Here is a 15579-nt window from a genome sequence, read left to right on the forward strand (position 1 = left end):
CGCCTCCCGCATTTCCGGATCAGGCGCAGTGACAGGACAGCCGCCCTACGGCGCGTATTCCCTGCTCCCTGTTTCTGCCACCTGGCTCTCCCGGGCCTCGGCAAGGCGCGTCGATTGCGGCCTGACCCGAGGGCGCGGCCGCGCATCGGGGCCGCGGTGGAGCCCGGCTGTGCGATGCAGCCTCTGGCACGGGTCATGCAGACGCGGCACGCCCCGCCGCTCCGGATCGGACGCATCGGCAGGCGCACCGTCAGTCGCGCGCCCGGCGGCCGGGCGCGAAGATGGCGATGTCGTGGCCTCGCCGCACGTCCGCGAGGGGCCCGCGGCCTCCCCGCAGCATTCGGTCGTCGCCTAAAGCTCGCCACGCGTCCGCGAAGGGCCCGCCCGTCAAGCGCCGACGGCGAGGATTTGCAGGCTCATCTGCGCCGCCGCATGGTCCGCAGCTGCAGGAGCGTCGCCGCCGCCGCGAGGAGCAGCCCCAGCGTCACCGGCCCTGCCCAGCCGGCCCGGTGCCAGGCCGCCACCGACAGGGCCGATCCGGCCGCGCCGCCGAGGAACATCAGCCCCATGAAGATCGTGTTGATCCGCGCCCGCGCCTCGGGACGCAGGGCGAAGATCACGTGCTGGTGCGACACCAGCGCCGCCTGCACTGCGATATCGAGCAGGATGACGCCCGCCACCAGTCCCGGGATCGTCGTCCAGGCGCCGAACACCGCCCAGGCGGCCAGCGTCCCGGCCGCGCCCAGCGTGATGGCCGCCTCGGGACCGCGGCGGTCGGCGACGCGTCCGGCCAGCGGCGCGGCGAAGATGCCAGCCAGCCCGAGGATGCCGAAGAGCCCCGCAGTCTCGGCGCCAAGGCCGAACCTCCGGCCCAGATGCAGCGCCAGAACGGTCCAGAAGGCGGAGAAGGCGGCGAAAAGCAGCGCCTGGGTCACCGCCGCCTGCCGCAGCGCGGGCAGCGCGCGCCACAGCTGCCACAGCGAGCGGATCAGCGCGCCATAGCCCGGTCCCGCCTCGGGCCGGCTCTTGGGCAGGCGCAGGGCCATCAGCGCCGAGGCGCCGAGCGCGATCGGCACGGCCAGCCAGAACATCTCCCGCCAGCCCCAGGCGCTGCCGACGATCCCAGCCAGCGTCCGGCTGAGCAGGATGCCGGCCAGGAGCCCGGACATCACCCGGCCGACGACATCGCCGCGGCGCTCGGGCGGGGCCAGATGGCTGGCCAGCGGCACGATCTGCTGGGCGACGGTGGCGGCCGCCCCTGCCAGCGCGGAGGCCATCACCAGCACGGCAAGGCCCGGCGCCGCCGCGAGCGCGGCCAGCGCCAGCGCGAGCGCCAGGAACTGCAGCGAGATCAGCCGCCGCCGCTCCAGCCGGTCGCCGAGCGGCACCAGCAGGAAGAGGCCGATGCCGTAGCCGATCTGCGTCACGGTCGGCACCAGCCCGGCGGCGGCCGGTCCGAACTCCCCGGACATCAGCTCCAGCATCGGCTGGTTGTAGTAGATATTGGCGACGCCCGCGCCCGCGGCCACCGCCATGGCAAGCACGGGGACGCGGGCGGCTGCGGCGGCCGGGCCGCGCGCGGCGTCATCGGGGGACAGGCTGTCGGGCCTCATGGCGATCTCCTTCGGGTCTGGCAGCCGGGGCTCCGGCGGGCCGGTGCGGGCAGCCTCGGCGATTGCGGCCGCGGGGTCTTGGACGCAGCCGCCCCGCCTGGGACGGAAGCGGCGGGGGCCTTGCCCGGCCCGGCCGAGAGGGCGGCGCCCGGCGCCTGCAAGCCGCATCGGGTTCCTGCAAGCGCCGGCCGCCCGGACCGCGCTAGCCATGGGACATCCCTGCCCCGTCCTGCCCATCCCGGCAGGCCCGCAACGAGGAGACGCATCCATGACATGGCGCAAGATCAGCGGCCGGCAACGGGCCGGCAGGCTGGCGGCGGGCCTGGCCGTCCTGGCGGCGGTCGCGGGGCTCGGCGTGCTGGCCGCGAGCTGGCGCCCGGCCATCGCCCCCGTGGCCGTGCCCGACCCGGCCAGCGTCTATCCCGGCCTCGTGCAACGCGGCGCCGCGCTGGCCGCGACCGGCGACTGCGCGGTCTGCCACACGCGGACGGGCGGCGCTGCCTATGCCGGGTCGCGCCCCCTGCCGACGCCCTTCGGCACGATCTACGCGACCAATATCACCCCCGATCCGGAAACCGGCATCGGGCGCTGGCCGCTCTCCGCCTTCCGCCGCGCGATGCGCCAGGGGGTGAGCCGCGACGGGCACCATCTCTATCCGGCCATGCCCTACACCCATTATGCGCGGATGACCGACGGCGATCTCGCGGCGCTCTATGCCTTCCTGATGACCCGCCGTCCGGTGGCTGCCGAAGCGCCCGCCAATGCGCTGGTCTTTCCGCTGAACTTCCGTCCCGAGCTGGCCGGCTGGAAGCTCCTCTTCCTGCGGTCCGGGCCCTTCGTGCCCGATCCCGGCCGTTCGGCCGAGTGGAACCGGGGCGCCTATCTGGCCGAGGGGCCGGGCCATTGCAGCGCCTGCCATTCGCCGCTCGACCGGCTGGGCGGCGAGCGGGGCGGCGCGCTTGCCTATTCCGGCGGCAGCGCCGAGGGCTGGACCGCGCCGCCGCTCGACGGGCGCAATCCCGGCGCGGCGCGCTGGACCGCGGCGACGCTCGAGACCTATCTGCGCAGCGGGGCCTCCCCCGGGCACGGGGCCGCGGCCGGGCCGATGGCACCGGTGGTCCGGGCGCTGGCCGATGCCCCGCAGGGGGATGTCCGCGCCCTTGCCGTCTATGCCGACTGGCTGATGCATGGCGCGGCGGGCGGAGCGGCCGGGCCAGCGGGTCCGCCGCCGCCGGACCGGGCGGAGGCGGCGGCCGGGGCGCATCCGCGCGGCGCGCTCCTTTTTGCCGGGGCCTGCTCGGGCTGCCACGACGAGGGCGCCGCCGGGCTTGCCGGGACGACGGATCTGGCGCTGCCCGGACCCGAAAACGCCCTGCGCGCCATCATCGGCGGGATCGCCCCGCCGGTCGACCGCACTGGCGCGGCCATGCCGCCCTTTGCCGCCAGCCTCGGCGATGGCGACCTCGCCGAACTGGCCGCCTATCTGCGCCTCCGCTTCGGCGACGGTCCCGCCTGGGACCCGGCGCGCATCACTGCGGCCATCGCGGCCGCGCGGACAGAGGAGACTGCCGAATGACGCTATCGCTCTTGATCAATGGCAGCCCGCATCAGGTCGATGCGGCGCCCGACATGCCGCTGCTCTACGTGCTGCGCGACCATCTGGGGCTGAACGGCGCCAAATACGGCTGCGGCATGGGCCAGTGCGGCGCCTGCACCGTGCAGATCGACGGGCGCGCGGCCTATTCCTGCATCACCCCGGCCGCGGCCGTGCAGGGCCGCCGCGTGACCACCATCGAGGGCCTGTCCGCCAAGGACGGCGCGCTGAGCCCCCTCCAACATCGCTTTTCGCCGAGAAGATAATAGTACGAAATTACGCAATTTTTTTTCCCATTTGTGCAATTGCGCGGGTGTTTTTTCCGCGCAATTGTTACGGGATTTGTTACGGATTTAGCAACCGGACAGGGACTTGGAGGCCCTAGTAAAGGGCTAATATCTGCGTTGCCGTGGTCCCCCCGTGACCTCCACCACCTGGAGCGGAAGGACCTGTCCGGCCTGGACGGCAAGCGGCCCCTTCACGGTCTCGGGGCTGCCCGCCATCCTGACATACAGGTTGCCCGCACCGCCCACGAAAAGCGCCCGGCACTTAGAGGGCAGCGGCGCCCCGGGCGTGACGTCCACCGCATCGGTGGCCGGGGAAGTGATCCCGTCGCGGATGACCGGCGACGGGGTTTCCGCGCGGGCGTCGAAGGCACCGCCCGGACCGGCCAGGGTCACGGTGTTGCCCGTGCTGGTGATCGTGACGGAGACAACGGCGCCGCCCTCGGCCGATGCCATGATGCGGGACAGGGCGCGGTGTATGTCCTCGCGGCGCGGCGGAAGGCCGAGCTGGGGATGGGCACCGATGCGGGTTCCGCTGGCATCCTCCACGACATAGGACACGCCCCCCCAGGGCCAGGAGGCGGCGGTCGATCAGGGCGGCAATTCTGGTCAAGTCAGACATGGAAACCTCTCAGTAAAGAGCCACAACGGTGGCGGTCGTGGCGGGCAGGACGTGGGTTGCGCGCAGGGGGATGACCCACCCCGCGGCGACGGACAGCGGCGCCAGGTCGCCGGACGGGACGGTCAGGGCAAGGGTGCCCTCGCCAGTGATCCACAGGGACCGCGGCGGCGGGTTCAGCGGATCGGCGGAGGGGGTCAGGATCTCCAGGTCCTGGGCCGGGGCGGTGTCGTCGGACGGTTCAACATTCATTGCGTCGGGTCCTTCAGCTTGGCGCGGGCGGCTTCCGCGCGGGGGATTAGGCCGCAATAAGCGGCGGTGATTTCGCGGATGATGTCCGGCGGTGACGCGGCCGGGCGGTCATCGGTGGCGGTGCCGTGCAGCATGGCGTCGCGCAGGACCGCGGCGGAGGCCATCATCTTGGCCAGGTGCGAGACCCCGCCGCCGCCATCCTCGGCCAGCGTGTCGGGGTCCAGGTCCTCGCCCATGGCGAAGGCGATCAGGTGACGGAAGCATGCGGCCAGGTAGGTGGAGGCGCAGACCCCGCCGCTTGCCCGCCAATTGTGCGGGCCGTACTTGATCCCGCCTTCGCCCATGGCGGCGGCCATTTCCAGGACCACCGCCCAGGGCACCACCGCCATGGGGACCTTGGCCGCTCCGGCGCCCTGTTTCGGGTCGAAGCCCCTGGGCGCGGATGGCGTCAGGGGCAGGAAGTCGGCATCGGGGGTTTTCATGCTACAGCCCTCCACTTTTGGCCGCGCAGCGTGATGATTGCGCGTTTGCCGTTTCGGTAAGTCAGGATCAGGGAATGCGACCAGCTCGACGGGCCGCGATTGTATCCCATGTCAAGAACGGACAGGGTGCCCGCCTGATAGGCGCCCTGGACGATGGCGGCGGAATGCGAGTGACCCACATTGACCCGCTCGCCGAGCCGCGCCAGGTTCCGGGCCGAGCCGCGCGCGCCGTTCGGCCCTATGTCGCCATGCATGTCATGGCGGATGCCCGCCAGCTCCAGCACGTCCGCCCGGGACAGGAAGCGGATGTTCCGGGGAAGCCCGGCACGGCGCAGCGCCCAGGCCGCCGGGTCGAAGTCCTCGCCCCGCGCGATGGCCTCCGCCCAGGCGGAAGCCGTGGCCAGGTAGAACGCGGCGTTCGGCGGATCGCGGCGCCAGTCGGTGTCCCGGATCCAGCGGTCCAGGTGTTCGTCATGGTTCGCCTTGGCCACGTAGGTGATGCAATCCCGGCGGGCGATGCCGTGCAGCAGCTCGGCGGTCTGCCCGATTTCGCCCTCCACACTGTCCGCCTTGTCGCGGTGCAGCGCCAGAAGCTCGGTGACGCTGTTATGGTGCGACCTCGAGCCGAAATTCAGGACGTCATGCAGGACCTGCGCGACGGGGCGCAGCGTGTCCGCCAGGCCGCCAGCCCCCCAGACCGCCGCGACGGCCACAGGGTCGGCTTTCGTGCCGTGCAGGTCGCCGGGCGTCAGGACCTCCACCCGGTTGCCGGTGGTGACCTCGCCGCCCTCGACCACGATGTCCAGGTCGCACAGCATGCCGTCCGAAGAGGCGTTGACATGGCGCGCAAACCAGTCCCCGGTGCTGTCCACCTCCACCAGGAGCGCCGCGAAGGCGTGATGGAATTCCGCCTTGAGCCCCGCCTTGCGCTTGATGTAGCGCCGCAGGGTCACCGCGCCGGTGGTGTAATTCATCTTGCAGGGGCGGCCCGGCGGGGTCGCGATGGACTTTAGCGCGATCTGCGGATGCGCGATCACGCAGGAGGCCAGGCCGGTGAAGCTGTCCAGGCCGGAAAGCGGGTCTATGGCCGTGGGAATGATGTTCATGTCCCCGGCCCAGATCAGCCCCGGGCAGACCTCCACGCGGTCGGCGCACAGATATGGCTCAACCTCGGGCGCGTACCATTCGCTCCGGTCCACCGTGCCGCCCCCGACCTCCTGGGCCGCGTGCTGTTCGGTGTGATTGTAGCGCAGCGGCCCGACCATCAGGCGGGCGCCGTAATGCTCGGCCAGCGCCACCAGGTTGCGCCAGACCTCCGGATGCACTTCGGCGTTTGACTGCGCGGCGGTGAAGAGGAAGCGGCGAAGCCCCTGCCCCGCCAGGGCGCGAGGGCGGGTCGCGTGGGTCTCGCCGTGGGCCGTGATGCCCCAGGCGGCAGCCCTGCGACACCGGCGCTGGAGCGCGGCGCGGGTCATGCCGATGGCCCGGGCGGCGGCCGAGACGCCGCCATGCTCGGCGACGGCGCGGACCGCCTCCAGGGCGGCGGCCGGGGTGATCTGCGCGGGGCGGCTCATGTGCTGCCCCCGTCGCTGTCGCGCAGGGCGCGCAGTTGCCGCCGCTTGATCGCGTTGTCCAGGAGCTTGCCGCGGATCGTCAGGAACAGGACCATGACGCCGCCGGTCGCGATTGCGATTTCGTGGCCGCGCGTCAGCATGTCGGACCACAGGGGGAAGGAAAGGCCGGTGGTGCCCACCATGGCCGCCAAGGGTGCGGGAATGTTCATCGGGAAAACTCGCATGGGGTCTCCTGCGCGCCACTCGGGGCGCAGCGTTGCGGGGGGATGTGGTGCATGGGGTCTCCGGGCGGGCCGTTGCCGCGGCCGCTTCGGGGGCCGGGTCGGCGGAGGGGCCGCGGCCGTTTCAGGTCAGGAGCTGGACGTCGAAGCCGAGATCCAGGGTTCCGATGCGCTCTTTCGCGGTGTCGGTGTCGGGCTCGGCCGAGCCCGGCAGGATGGACCAGGCGGCGCCGCCCAGGTCGGCCGGGGCGGCCATGATCGCCGCGCGGGCGGTGGCCTCATGCCCCCAGAGGATGGCGCGGGCGTCATCGCCCGGGCCGGTGACGGTGCGCAGCACCACCAGCAGCTCGCCGTCGCGCAGGCTGGAGGCGGAGCCCATGGCCACCCGCTCGCCCCCGGACAGGGACAGGCTCGCGCGGAAGGCGGGCAGCGCGGCGGCGGGGGTCGGGTGGTCCCGGTCGCTTTCGTCGGTCCAGCCCGGGAAGGCGGCGGCCAGCCTTGCGCGGGCCTCGGCCAGGATCGCGGCGGCACTCATGGGCGCCACCGCGCCAGAGCCCGGCGCGACCATGTGCGGACCAGCCGCCACAGATCGGCCCCGGCCTCACGGGAGAAGCCGAAGGACAGCCCCAGGACGCTGGCCAGAAGGATGAGGTCCATCATGCCACCCCCATTTCCAGGACATGCGCCACCAGGCGCACGGTGCCGCCGGTGAAACTGCCGCCCTGGGCGGTCACGTCCACGTCGGTGGCGGCGTAGGTCGCGAATGGACCCACCACGCCGACATTCTCGGACCCGGCTGCAATCCCCAGGGACCCGCCGAAGTCGGACCCGCCCGAGAGGCCGCAGTCGTAGGACGTCGCGCCGGTGATGTCGGCCACGGTCCGGGACGTGACGCCCAGGACGATAGCCCGGGCCGGGATAAGGCCGGAGGCGGTCACCGTGGCGCCGGACAGGCCGGACAGCTCCACCTCATGGACCGCCAGGCGGAGGAAGCCGCCCAGGGTGCCGGAGGCGCCACCGGAAGCCGCTACCGCGTCATCCAGGGCCAGAAGCGCGGTGTTCGCGGTGACGTGGGCGCCCTCCTGGCCCTCGGACAGGAGGGGGAAGCCGAGATTGGGGGAGACCGCCATCAGTTGCCCCCCTTCGCCCAGACAAGCCGCCCGGTTTCGGGGTCGTATGCGGCCAGGCCATGGGCGTGCGCGTTATGCATGGCGCCCCGGTATCCAGCCCAATAGCCGCCGCCCGCCAGGGCCGCGGCCACCAGCAGCGCCAGCAGCAGGCCAGGCGATAGCCAAAAGAAAAGGGCGCCGAAAAGCGCCCCGATTGCGTCATCCATGGCTCAAGCCTCCACAGTGATTTCCGCCCAGGTTCCCGGGCCGTAGGTTTCCGATATTTGCGCCACGGCCACCCGGTAGGGCGCCGCGATGCCGTCGCTTGCCATCTGCGCGGCGGTGTAGACGGCCGCCGGGGCGGTCACGTCCCAGGTGCGGACCGGCGCGCCTGCCGGGCCGATTTCGACCCGGTAGCGCTCCGCCGTCTCGCCTAGCGGCGGGTCGGCCAGGGCATCCCCCAGCGTGTCCACCTTCACGCGGGACCGGCGCATCCAGGAGAGGGCCAGGTCGGCGCCTGCCGGGCTGGCCTCCAGATGCGCCGGAGCGAAGGGCCGGAGCCCCGCGCCGGTGAAGGCGTGGGGCTTCGTGGCGTGCGTCGTGACGTCCGCGGCACCAGGGCCGAAGCGCCAGTAGAGAGCGCGCCCCACGTCCGCCAGCTCCAGCCCCAGGGGCTGGACCGCAGCGTCCAGAAGGACCACCGGCGCGGTGGCGGCCAGCGGCGCCGCCGCCGGTATGCCCTCGGTGCCCCGGTCGCCGCGCAGCAGGCCGGTTAGCCGGTAGTGGCCCGCCCCGCTCGGCAGCAGCTCCGCCCCCGTGAAACGGACGATTTCCCAGCCGTCCGGGTGCCTCACTGCCAGCATGTTCCGGCCCGCCAGGACGTCCAGCGGATCGCGCGGGACCAGCTCGCCGGAGTAGATGGCGATGTCCAGCGGCCCCGGCCGCCAGGCGCCCGGGATGTCCGGCGGCAGCTCCGCCAGGGTCTCGCCCATGGTCGCCGGAGCCGCGAAGGCCACCGGGTCCAGGAAGCCGCCAGCGGCATCAGCGGACCGCGACGCGACCACCGCCCCCGGCCAGGGGAGGCCGAAGGTTGCGGCGAAGCCGTCCCAATCCTCCGCCGTGACGCCGGGAAGCGTCGGCAGGTCCATCATCAGCAGCAGGACGCCGGTTGCCAGCACCGTGCCGCCGCTGCGGCCGGAGGGGATGCCCCCGCCGGAGGGCGCCCAGGCCCCCGCCGCGAAGCTCTGCGCCTCGACGCTGCGGTCGAGCCCGTCCGCGACGGACTGCACCGCGAACAGCCGTGGCTCGCCGTCGATCAGCACCGGGACCACCACGCCGGGGCGGATATGCGTTGCGGATCGCGGCACCCGGAAAGTGACGGTCTCGCGGCCGTCCCGGGCGGCCCGGACCAGGCGCGACGCGGCCGCCGTGCTGCTGTCGTGGTCCAGGACCAGCGGCAGGTCGGTGGCGGCCTCGCCCTCTTCGGGGCCGCGGCCGATCACGGCCCGGGTGGCCGCCTGGGCGTAGTCATCGGCGCCGTCGCGGAAGGTCAGCACCACCCCGGCCGCCACATCCTCCAGGGCGGAGCGCGTGACGGTGAAGGGCGAATCCCCGGTCTTCGGGGCCATGCCCTCCGGGTCGAGCGCGGCCACGGTCGGCATGGCCCCGCGGGACGCGAAGACCAGGCGGCCGCCTTCCTCATGGGATTGCAGCCCGTGGGCCAGCTCCAGCGGCTGGACGTATTCCCGGAAGCCCAGGAGCCCCGGCGCCGCGTAGCCATCCGCCTGGCCATAGGCCCGCGCGATGTCCACCTGTTCCGGGTCGATCCCGTAGCGCTCCACCGCCCGGCGCCGGATCGCCTCCCCCGCCGGAGCCGCCCCGGCGCGGCCGTTCAGCCAGTGCCCGAGACGCCAGTCCGGCCCATCGCTCCACAGGCTCGATTTTTGCGGAAACTCCGGGAAGGGGCGCGCGTCCCAGGCCCAGACCTGGACGTCCGCCACGTCCAGGACGTCGCCGCCATTCTCGGCCCACCATTCGAAGGACGCCCGCAGGAATTGGCGCTGCATGAAGTCGTCGCGGAAGCCCTGGCTAAACCAGGGCAAGGCGCTTTCCGAAGAGTAGCGCGCGGCGAAGACGTTGGGCTGGTTCGCGCCCTTGTCCACCGCCGGGCAGCCCAGCTCAGTGAACCAGACCGGCTTGGACCCGGGCACCCATCCGGTGGTCGAGACCCCGGCCTCGAAGACCTCCGCCCCCAGCGCCGTGACATACTCGCCCGCGGCGCTGGAGAAGGCCCCGAAGTCGAATTGCGGGGTTTCGTCCTCGGCCGTGAGCGTGATGTCCAGGTCCATCAGGAAGACCCCGGGCGAGACCTCGGAAACCGTCGCGGCATGGATCGTGTGGCCGTTTTCCGCCGGGGTGACGGCGCCGGACGCGAAGTCGTACCGGACATTCGGCGGGGGGCCGCCGGTGGCCGCCAGGAGCCGGGCTTCGGCAGACGTGCCCTGCGCAAACCAGACCCGGGCGCGCCAGCGCTTGCCGCCGGTATTGTCCAGCGAATTAGGACTGTGCAGCCGCGCCCGGTCGGTGTAGCTCCCGGCGCTGGCGATGTCGGCCGGGGTGCCGAAGCTGCCATAGGCGGGCACCGCCGAAGCGGAGACGGTGCCGCCGATGGCGCCCCAGGTGGTCGGGGTCCCGCCGATGTCGGCGTGACTGTCCCGCAATCCGGCCGGCCGGTCGTAATGGGGTTGCCCGTGCCAGTCCCGGATCGCCTTTTGCCGGAAGATCCAGTCTTCCCCGTGGGCGCCGTCGAAGATCGGCGTCCTGGCCTGGGCCTCGCGGTCCGCGTCGCTGGCATAATACCAGTCCCAATACTCGCCGCCCTCGATATTGGCTTTCAGGTAGTCCAGCACGTAAGGGGACGTGATCCCGGCTTCGTCGTCGCGGTCCAGGTGGTCCGGTCCGTCGCGCCAGTCGGACAAGGGCAGGTAGTTGTCGATCCCCACGAAGTCGATATTGGGGTCGCTCCAGAGCGGGTCCAGATGGAAGAACACGTCCCCGCCCTCGCGGAATGAATGATACTCGGACCAGTCCGCCGCGTAGCTGATTTGCGCGGAAGGCAGGATCCCGCGGACGTCCGCGGCAATGCTTTTCAGCGCATCCACGAAGGGGAAGGACCCGCCACCGGCATGGGCCATGGACATGCCCCGCATTTCCGAGCCGATGAGGAAGGCGTCCACGCCGCCCGCCTGGCTTGCCAGGTCGGCAAGATGCGTGACGAAATTGCGGAAGCCCCAGGCCCCGTCCACGAAAGCCGAGACCTCGGCCGCGACGTCCTCGCCTGCCATGGGCTGGAGGCGGCCGCGCCAGGGGTAGTCCGGCTGGACCCCGGCGCCGGAGGGGTCCGGCAGGGCCTGGACGGCCTGAATATCCATCATGACGAAGGGATAGAGGACCACGCGCTTGCCGCGGGCTTTCAGGTCCTGGATTGCGCGGATGATGGACGCATCCGAAGGGCTGGACCCGTAGGCCGGGCCGCCATCGGGGGTCCGGCTGACCTCTTCGGCGCGGGGGTCGGTCACGCTCCACCATTCGCCGTACCAGTCGGAATAGTAGGTCAGCCCGCCCGCCCACCAGCGGGGCAGCGTGTCCCGCTGCATGAATTCCACCCGCGGCATGATCCGGCATTGGCCCGCGCGCAGGTCATCGCCAAACCAGGCGACCACCAGGGAAACGGTGTCGCAATTCGGCATTGCGGCGTCCATCAGGTCCATGGATTGCGACCAGTCGGTCTTCGCGGTGTCGCGCGTGCAATTCATCGGCGCCCGGCTCTTGATTGCGCGGCTGCCGGTATAGGTCACCACGTCCACTTGCTCGGGGTCGTATCCGCTTTCGGTGCTGCCCGGGATGACATTGACCCCGCGGATAAGCGGTTCCATGTCGCCGGAGCGGCCCCAGACCTCAACCTTGATCTGCGGCGGGCGGTTGCCGTAGTCCTCCAGCTCCAGGTCTTCGAAGACCATATAGGCCACGCCCCGGAAGGCCGGGGCCGCGCCGCCTTCCTTCGCCGCGATCAGCGGGTCCGGGGCCTGGTCTTCGGTGCCGGAATAGTAGCGGACCCGCCCGGCTTACTTCATGGCCGAGAGGCTGACGACCTTGCCGTCCGCCCAGATGCGGCCATGGACCGGCGCAAGCGGCCCCTCGCCCAGGGCAATGGCCATGGAGACGGAATAGGAATAGGTCACGGTCTGGACGGTCTGGGATGACCGCTTGCCGGTCTTCACCTTCTCCCGGTCGGTGTGGATCGTTTCCTTGATCTTCGTGGCCCAGATCACGGTCCCGGCGACGGCCGCGCGGCCGGAGACGTCCGCCAGCGGGTCGCCTGCGTTGGCGGTCATCACGTCCAGCGTATTGATGCGCGGCCCCTCGCGGGTGACGGTCGGCAGGCCGGGCGCCAGGGCGGCATCGATCTGCGACCCGAGATAGGCGCCCACGGTCTGGCCGATCACGGCCGCGGAAATGCCCAGGACGGACCCGCCGATTGCGCCGCCGATGGCGGACCCGGCTGCGGCTAGGACAAGCGTTGCCATGCTTCACTCCACGGTTTCGATGTTCGGATAGATCGGCCCCAGCTCATCAAGGGCCGCCAGCGTGTCGGCCCAATGCCGGGACCGCGCCAGCGGCTCGCCCCGGGGGCCGCGGATTTCGGCATAGACCCCGGCGCCGGGCTCGGGGTCGCGGTAGATGACCGCGACGCAGTCCTCCAGGGACAGGGGGGAAGGCCCGGCCCCGCAGCCGGGCGCGGCGGTGAAGCGCCACAGGCTGGACGGGGGCTGGCTCGGCCAGGTGTCGGCGACCACCTTTCCGGCATAGTCGGCGGCATGGATCAGGCGGCCGCCTTCGTCCAGGATGCCGATATGCGCGGTGGCTTGTCCGCCCACGCGATAGACCGCCACCAGGCCGGGGGCGGCGTCCTCGGGGCGGGCCGGGCTGGCATGGGCGCGCAGCCCCTCCAGCATCGCCCCGGCGCGGGCGGCCCAATCGGCGCGATAGCCCGGGACCGGGACAATGCGGCCGGTCAGCTCATGGGCAAGGCCGCGGATCAGGCCCAGGCAGTCGCAGCCCTGGCCGCGCACCGCCTGGGCGGTCGCCCAGCGGGTGCCGATCCAGGCGCGGGCATGGGCCAGCACCAGCGCGGGATTGACGGTCGCGTCATTCATAGCGGGACCCCCCGTCCTGGTCGCCGCGCCCCGGGATGCCGTAATCGCCCGTGAAATTGTCTCCAGGCAGGAAGGGGAAGCCGCGGAAATTGTCGAGATTGCCGAAGCGCCCGGCGCAGGTGGCGGCGGTGCGGTCGCATCCGGCGGTCAGGGTCACGGTGTCGCCGGGCGCCAGCGCGCGGGCCGGGACGTGCCAAAGATGGATCACGGTAAACCCGTCGCGGGGCTCGGAGGCGCGGATGTCCGATCCGGTCCCGGCATTGGCGCCGGATGTCCAGTCAGCCGTCCCGCGCTCGAAAAACCCCAGGGCCGTGGCGGTGTCGGTCACGGTCACCGCGTATTCGGACACGGACACCACCGTGGCGGCGTGCTGCCAGGCCCCCAGCGCCAGCTTGCACCGCGCGTCGCCCAGGTTGCGCACGTCGCACAGCTTGGACAGGACGCGGCCCTGTTTCGGCTCCAGGCGGGCGGACAGGCTGCGCAGCTCGGTGCGGAAGCTCGCGCGGTCGCGCTCCACCTGGCCCAGCGTGTAGACGCCCAGGAGGCGGCGGACGCCGGGGTTGCTCCAGTCCACGTCCCAGGCTTCGACGGTCGCGCCGTCATAGGCCCCGGCGGCCAGGTCGCTTTCGGTGATCGCGGCGGCGGACAGGGCGCCGGTGGCGTCCAGGTCATCCGGCGCCAGGCCCAGGCGGGAAGCGGTTTCCGATGCGGACAGCGCGGCGGAGGCTTCGAAGGTCGAGCCGTCGAAGCTCAGCGCGTTGTCGTGATCGGTGAAGCCCAGGACGGTGCCGTCGCGGCGCGTCAGGCGGAAGCAACGGCACAGGGACGTTGAGCCGCTCGCCAGGGCGGTGTCGTATGCGTCAGGCATGGGGTGCCCCCTGTTTTCGGGAAAACCAGCCCGGGACCCGGCACGAAAAAGCCCCGCGCTATGGCGGGGCCTCCTGGCCGGTCCGGTGCAGTGATGCCGCAATAGATACGACATGCCGCGGCGTGTTGCGCCGGGCGGCGGGCGGGCGCCCGGAGGGTAGGGGGGGATTAAAGAAACTTGCGGCGGATCGCGTCCAGAATTTCGGTGCGGTCGCCGCGCGCCTGGGCCGCGGTCATGGCATCGCCCAGGGCATCCCAGACGGTCAGGCGCTCGAAGGGGGTCAGCTCCAGCGGCACCGGATCAAGCGGGTTGCCAGCCGCCGGGGCCGTGGTCGCCTCGCGCAGGGCGCGGACGGTGCCCAGGTCCACAATATCGCCGCGGGCGTGCATGTCGGGAATGCGCCGCGTCATGTTCTCGGCCTCCACTTGCCGTTGCTGGCGCGGCCTGGTGCCGTCGCCAATAGTCGAATGATTCGCGTCTAATCGTTACCAACAATTTAAGAGGCATCCAAGAATTCCTATGAAATAGAGCAAGAAGGAAAACCCGAACACAAAGAAATGTGGTCGAAAAGCTTCGCCCACCCAACCGCGTCCCGACCGCAGAATTTCTTGGGAATCCGCCTTTCGCTGCGCACCGCGTGAATGATCAGGATGCGCAGATGTCTACAGTTCCATTCACCTTATGAACGTACACCAAAATAAATGCGGGACTAGTTTAGGTCATGTTGACAAAAGGGATTCACAGTTGGTCGCTTTCGTGATTCAAGATCACCGCTACGACGGAGGTGATCTTGGCGCGAAATCTGATGTCCGATGCGCAATGGCGGTTCTTCGAGCATTTCATCGCCGCCGTCCGCGCCCCGAATGGCCGCAAACCTGTCAACCATCGCCTTGTTCTGGATGGCATATTCTGGATCGCACGGACCGGTGCCCGGTGGCGGGACCTTCCGGAGGAGTTCGGAAAATGGTGGTCCGTCTACCGCCAGTTCCGACGTTGGACCCAGGCCGGACTATGGGAGGCCATCCTCCTGTTCCTCAACGACAGCGACCTCGTTCCGGCCCGTGTCCAGATGATCGACAGCACCGTCATTCGCGCCCATCAGCAGGCAGCGGGCTCAAGGGGGGGACTCCGAAAGAAGGTTTCGGCCGTTCTCGACTGTCCGGCGGGAAAACGGTCCCCCGGATCGTTTTCTGATCCGCCTTCCACTTCACGACCAGGATCCATCTCCGGATGAATGGCGCGGGACTGCCGATGCGCAGCGAGATCACAGGCGGCGAGACGGCGGACATCAAGGGGGTCGACCTGGTGATGACACAGGATCTGCCAGAGCCTGAATACTTCCTCGCCGACAAGGGCTGTGATGCTGACAAGGTACGGGAAAAGCTCGAGGAACGTGATATCGTGGCGGTCATCCCGATGCGGCGGAACCGCAGGGAATGGCGCGCTGTCGACCGCGACTTCTACCGCTGGCGCAACCTGGTCGAACGTTGCTTCTCCAAGCTCAAACAGTGGCGTCGGGTGGCAACCCGCTATGACAAGACCGCCCTGAGTTTCCTCGGGTTCATAGACATCGCGTCCATCCGAGTCTGGCTACGCCTTTTGTCAACATGACCTAGTCACCTGGAACTAAAGTTTGTATCATTATTCTGCCTGATGCGGGAGGATGTGATGGGTGGCCGTGTTGCTGTTCCAATTGATCTCAGCGACGAGGAACGCTCATTCCTCGAAGCCCAGCTTCGCAGGCACA

17 protein-coding genes and 1 pseudogene are annotated in these 15579 nt (G+C 70.6%); 3 read left to right on the forward strand and 15 right to left on the reverse strand.

All coding sequences use genetic code 11. The features are described 5' to 3' along the window. Positions 1-416 precede the first annotated feature (416 nt). Entirely contained in the window at positions 417-1613 is a 1197-nt protein-coding gene (locus FGX59_RS21400) for an MFS transporter (RefSeq protein WP_206078404.1), read from the reverse strand. A gap of 268 nt (positions 1614-1881) precedes the next feature. Between FGX59_RS21400 and FGX59_RS21405 the strand changes: the two genes are divergently transcribed. After that, a complete protein-coding gene (locus tag FGX59_RS21405; protein ID WP_138469163.1) occupies positions 1882-3189 on the forward strand; it encodes a cytochrome c in 1308 nt (435 codons plus the stop codon). Beyond that, a complete protein-coding gene (locus FGX59_RS21410) occupies positions 3186-3473 on the forward strand; it encodes a (2Fe-2S)-binding protein (RefSeq protein WP_138469164.1) in 288 nt (95 codons plus the stop codon). Before FGX59_RS21405 ends, FGX59_RS21410 begins: the two co-directional genes overlap by 4 nt. 126 nt (positions 3474-3599) lie before the next feature. Here the strand turns inward: FGX59_RS21410 and FGX59_RS21415 are convergent, their stop codons facing one another. From FGX59_RS21415 to FGX59_RS21475, 14 genes are all read right to left on the reverse strand, one after another. Further along, positions 3600-4052 carry a hypothetical protein gene (locus FGX59_RS21415; protein ID WP_138469165.1) on the reverse strand — a complete coding sequence of 151 codons (453 nt, stop codon included), beginning with the start codon at positions 4050-4052 and terminating at the stop codon, positions 3600-3602. Between the two features lie 70 nt (positions 4053-4122). Next, entirely contained in the window at positions 4123-4362 is a 240-nt protein-coding gene (locus FGX59_RS21420) for a hypothetical protein (protein WP_138469166.1), read from the reverse strand. Further along, positions 4359-4844: a dATP/dGTP diphosphohydrolase domain-containing protein gene (locus FGX59_RS21425; protein WP_138469167.1), complete on the reverse strand. Its 486-nt coding sequence runs from the start codon at positions 4842-4844 to the stop codon at positions 4359-4361. The genes FGX59_RS21420 and FGX59_RS21425 overlap by 4 nt, the downstream gene beginning before the upstream one ends. Beyond that, a complete protein-coding gene (locus FGX59_RS21430; protein ID WP_138469168.1) occupies positions 4841-6418 on the reverse strand; it encodes a LysR family transcriptional regulator in 1578 nt (525 codons plus the stop codon). The genes FGX59_RS21425 and FGX59_RS21430 overlap by 4 nt, the downstream gene beginning before the upstream one ends. Continuing rightward, the gene (locus tag FGX59_RS21435) at positions 6415-6642 is read right to left on the reverse strand and encodes a hypothetical protein (RefSeq protein WP_138469169.1); all 228 of its coding nucleotides are present in this window, start codon (positions 6640-6642) and stop codon (positions 6415-6417) included. Before FGX59_RS21435 ends, FGX59_RS21430 begins: the two co-directional genes overlap by 4 nt. Before the next feature lie 121 nt (positions 6643-6763). Further along, positions 6764-7174, reverse strand: coding sequence for a hypothetical protein (locus tag FGX59_RS21440; protein ID WP_138469170.1), 411 nt, complete (start codon positions 7172-7174; stop codon positions 6764-6766). After that, positions 7171-7299, reverse strand: coding sequence for a hypothetical protein (locus tag FGX59_RS39350; protein WP_255471620.1), 129 nt, complete (start codon positions 7297-7299; stop codon positions 7171-7173). The genes FGX59_RS21440 and FGX59_RS39350 overlap by 4 nt, the downstream gene beginning before the upstream one ends. Next, a complete protein-coding gene (locus tag FGX59_RS21445; RefSeq protein ID WP_138469171.1) occupies positions 7296-7769 on the reverse strand; it encodes a hypothetical protein in 474 nt (157 codons plus the stop codon). The genes FGX59_RS39350 and FGX59_RS21445 overlap by 4 nt, the downstream gene beginning before the upstream one ends. After that, positions 7769-7975, reverse strand: coding sequence for a hypothetical protein (locus FGX59_RS21450; RefSeq protein WP_138469172.1), 207 nt, complete (start codon positions 7973-7975; stop codon positions 7769-7771). Before FGX59_RS21450 ends, FGX59_RS21445 begins: the two co-directional genes overlap by 1 nt. Before the next feature lie 3 nt (positions 7976-7978). Then, the gene (locus tag FGX59_RS21455) at positions 7979-11767 is read right to left on the reverse strand and encodes a glycoside hydrolase TIM-barrel-like domain-containing protein (RefSeq protein ID WP_138469173.1); all 3789 of its coding nucleotides are present in this window, start codon (positions 11765-11767) and stop codon (positions 7979-7981) included. Between the two features lie 105 nt (positions 11768-11872). Then, positions 11873-12334 (reverse strand): hypothetical protein, encoded by a 462-nt coding sequence (locus tag FGX59_RS21460; RefSeq protein ID WP_138469174.1) that lies wholly within the window; start codon positions 12332-12334, stop codon positions 11873-11875. A 3-nt stretch (positions 12335-12337) separates the two neighbouring features. Beyond that, positions 12338-12964, reverse strand: a complete 627-nt coding sequence (locus tag FGX59_RS21465; RefSeq protein ID WP_138469175.1) for a hypothetical protein — start codon at positions 12962-12964, stop codon at positions 12338-12340. Then, entirely contained in the window at positions 12957-13832 is an 876-nt protein-coding gene (locus tag FGX59_RS21470; protein WP_171060764.1) for a DUF2163 domain-containing protein, read from the reverse strand. Before FGX59_RS21470 ends, FGX59_RS21465 begins: the two co-directional genes overlap by 8 nt. 167 nt (positions 13833-13999) lie before the next feature. Then, a complete protein-coding gene (locus tag FGX59_RS21475; protein ID WP_138469177.1) occupies positions 14000-14242 on the reverse strand; it encodes a hypothetical protein in 243 nt (80 codons plus the stop codon). 374 nt (positions 14243-14616) lie between these two features. Here FGX59_RS21475 and FGX59_RS21480 point away from each other — a divergent pair. Beyond that, positions 14617-15443, forward strand: a pseudogene (locus FGX59_RS21480) (IS5 family transposase). The last annotated feature ends 136 nt before the right edge of the window (positions 15444-15579 follow it).

It is taken from the genome of Poseidonocella sp. HB161398, from assembly GCF_005870025.1.
Taxonomy (GTDB): domain Bacteria; phylum Pseudomonadota; class Alphaproteobacteria; order Rhodobacterales; family Rhodobacteraceae; genus Mangrovicoccus.

Bases quoted from the DNA above. Each gene is read 5' to 3' on its own strand.
- FGX59_RS21435 (WP_138469169.1), bottom strand. From the start codon at position 6,642: ATGCGAGTTTTCCCGATGAACATTCCCGCACCCTTGGCGGCCATGGTG.
- FGX59_RS21470 (WP_171060764.1), bottom strand. From the start codon at position 13,832: ATGCCTGACGCATACGACACCGCCCTGGCGAGCGGCTCAACGTCCCTG.
- FGX59_RS21445 (WP_138469171.1), bottom strand. From the start codon at position 7,769: ATGGCGGTCTCCCCCAATCTCGGCTTCCCCCTCCTGTCCGAGGGCCAG.
- FGX59_RS21465 (WP_138469175.1), bottom strand. From the start codon at position 12,964: ATGAATGACGCGACCGTCAATCCCGCGCTGGTGCTGGCCCATGCCCGC.
- FGX59_RS21475 (WP_138469177.1), bottom strand. From the start codon at position 14,242: ATGACGCGGCGCATTCCCGACATGCACGCCCGCGGCGATATTGTGGAC.
- FGX59_RS21440 (WP_138469170.1), bottom strand. From the start codon at position 7,174: ATGAGTGCCGCCGCGATCCTGGCCGAGGCCCGCGCAAGGCTGGCCGCC.
- FGX59_RS21405 (WP_138469163.1), top strand. From the start codon at position 1,882: ATGACATGGCGCAAGATCAGCGGCCGGCAACGGGCCGGCAGGCTGGCG.
- FGX59_RS21400 (WP_206078404.1), bottom strand. From the start codon at position 1,613: ATGAGGCCCGACAGCCTGTCCCCCGATGACGCCGCGCGCGGCCCGGCC.
- FGX59_RS21450 (WP_138469172.1), bottom strand. From the start codon at position 7,975: ATGGATGACGCAATCGGGGCGCTTTTCGGCGCCCTTTTCTTTTGGCTA.
- FGX59_RS21460 (WP_138469174.1), bottom strand. From the start codon at position 12,334: ATGGCAACGCTTGTCCTAGCCGCAGCCGGGTCCGCCATCGGCGGCGCA.
- FGX59_RS21420 (WP_138469166.1), bottom strand. From the start codon at position 4,362: ATGAATGTTGAACCGTCCGACGACACCGCCCCGGCCCAGGACCTGGAG.
- FGX59_RS39350 (WP_255471620.1), bottom strand. From the start codon at position 7,299: ATGATGGACCTCATCCTTCTGGCCAGCGTCCTGGGGCTGTCCTTCGGC.
- FGX59_RS21410 (WP_138469164.1), top strand. From the start codon at position 3,186: ATGACGCTATCGCTCTTGATCAATGGCAGCCCGCATCAGGTCGATGCG.
- FGX59_RS21430 (WP_138469168.1), bottom strand. From the start codon at position 6,418: ATGAGCCGCCCCGCGCAGATCACCCCGGCCGCCGCCCTGGAGGCGGTC.
- FGX59_RS21455 (WP_138469173.1), bottom strand. From the start codon at position 11,767: ATGGTCTTCGAAGACCTGGAGCTGGAGGACTACGGCAACCGCCCGCCG.
- FGX59_RS21425 (WP_138469167.1), bottom strand. From the start codon at position 4,844: ATGAAAACCCCCGATGCCGACTTCCTGCCCCTGACGCCATCCGCGCCC.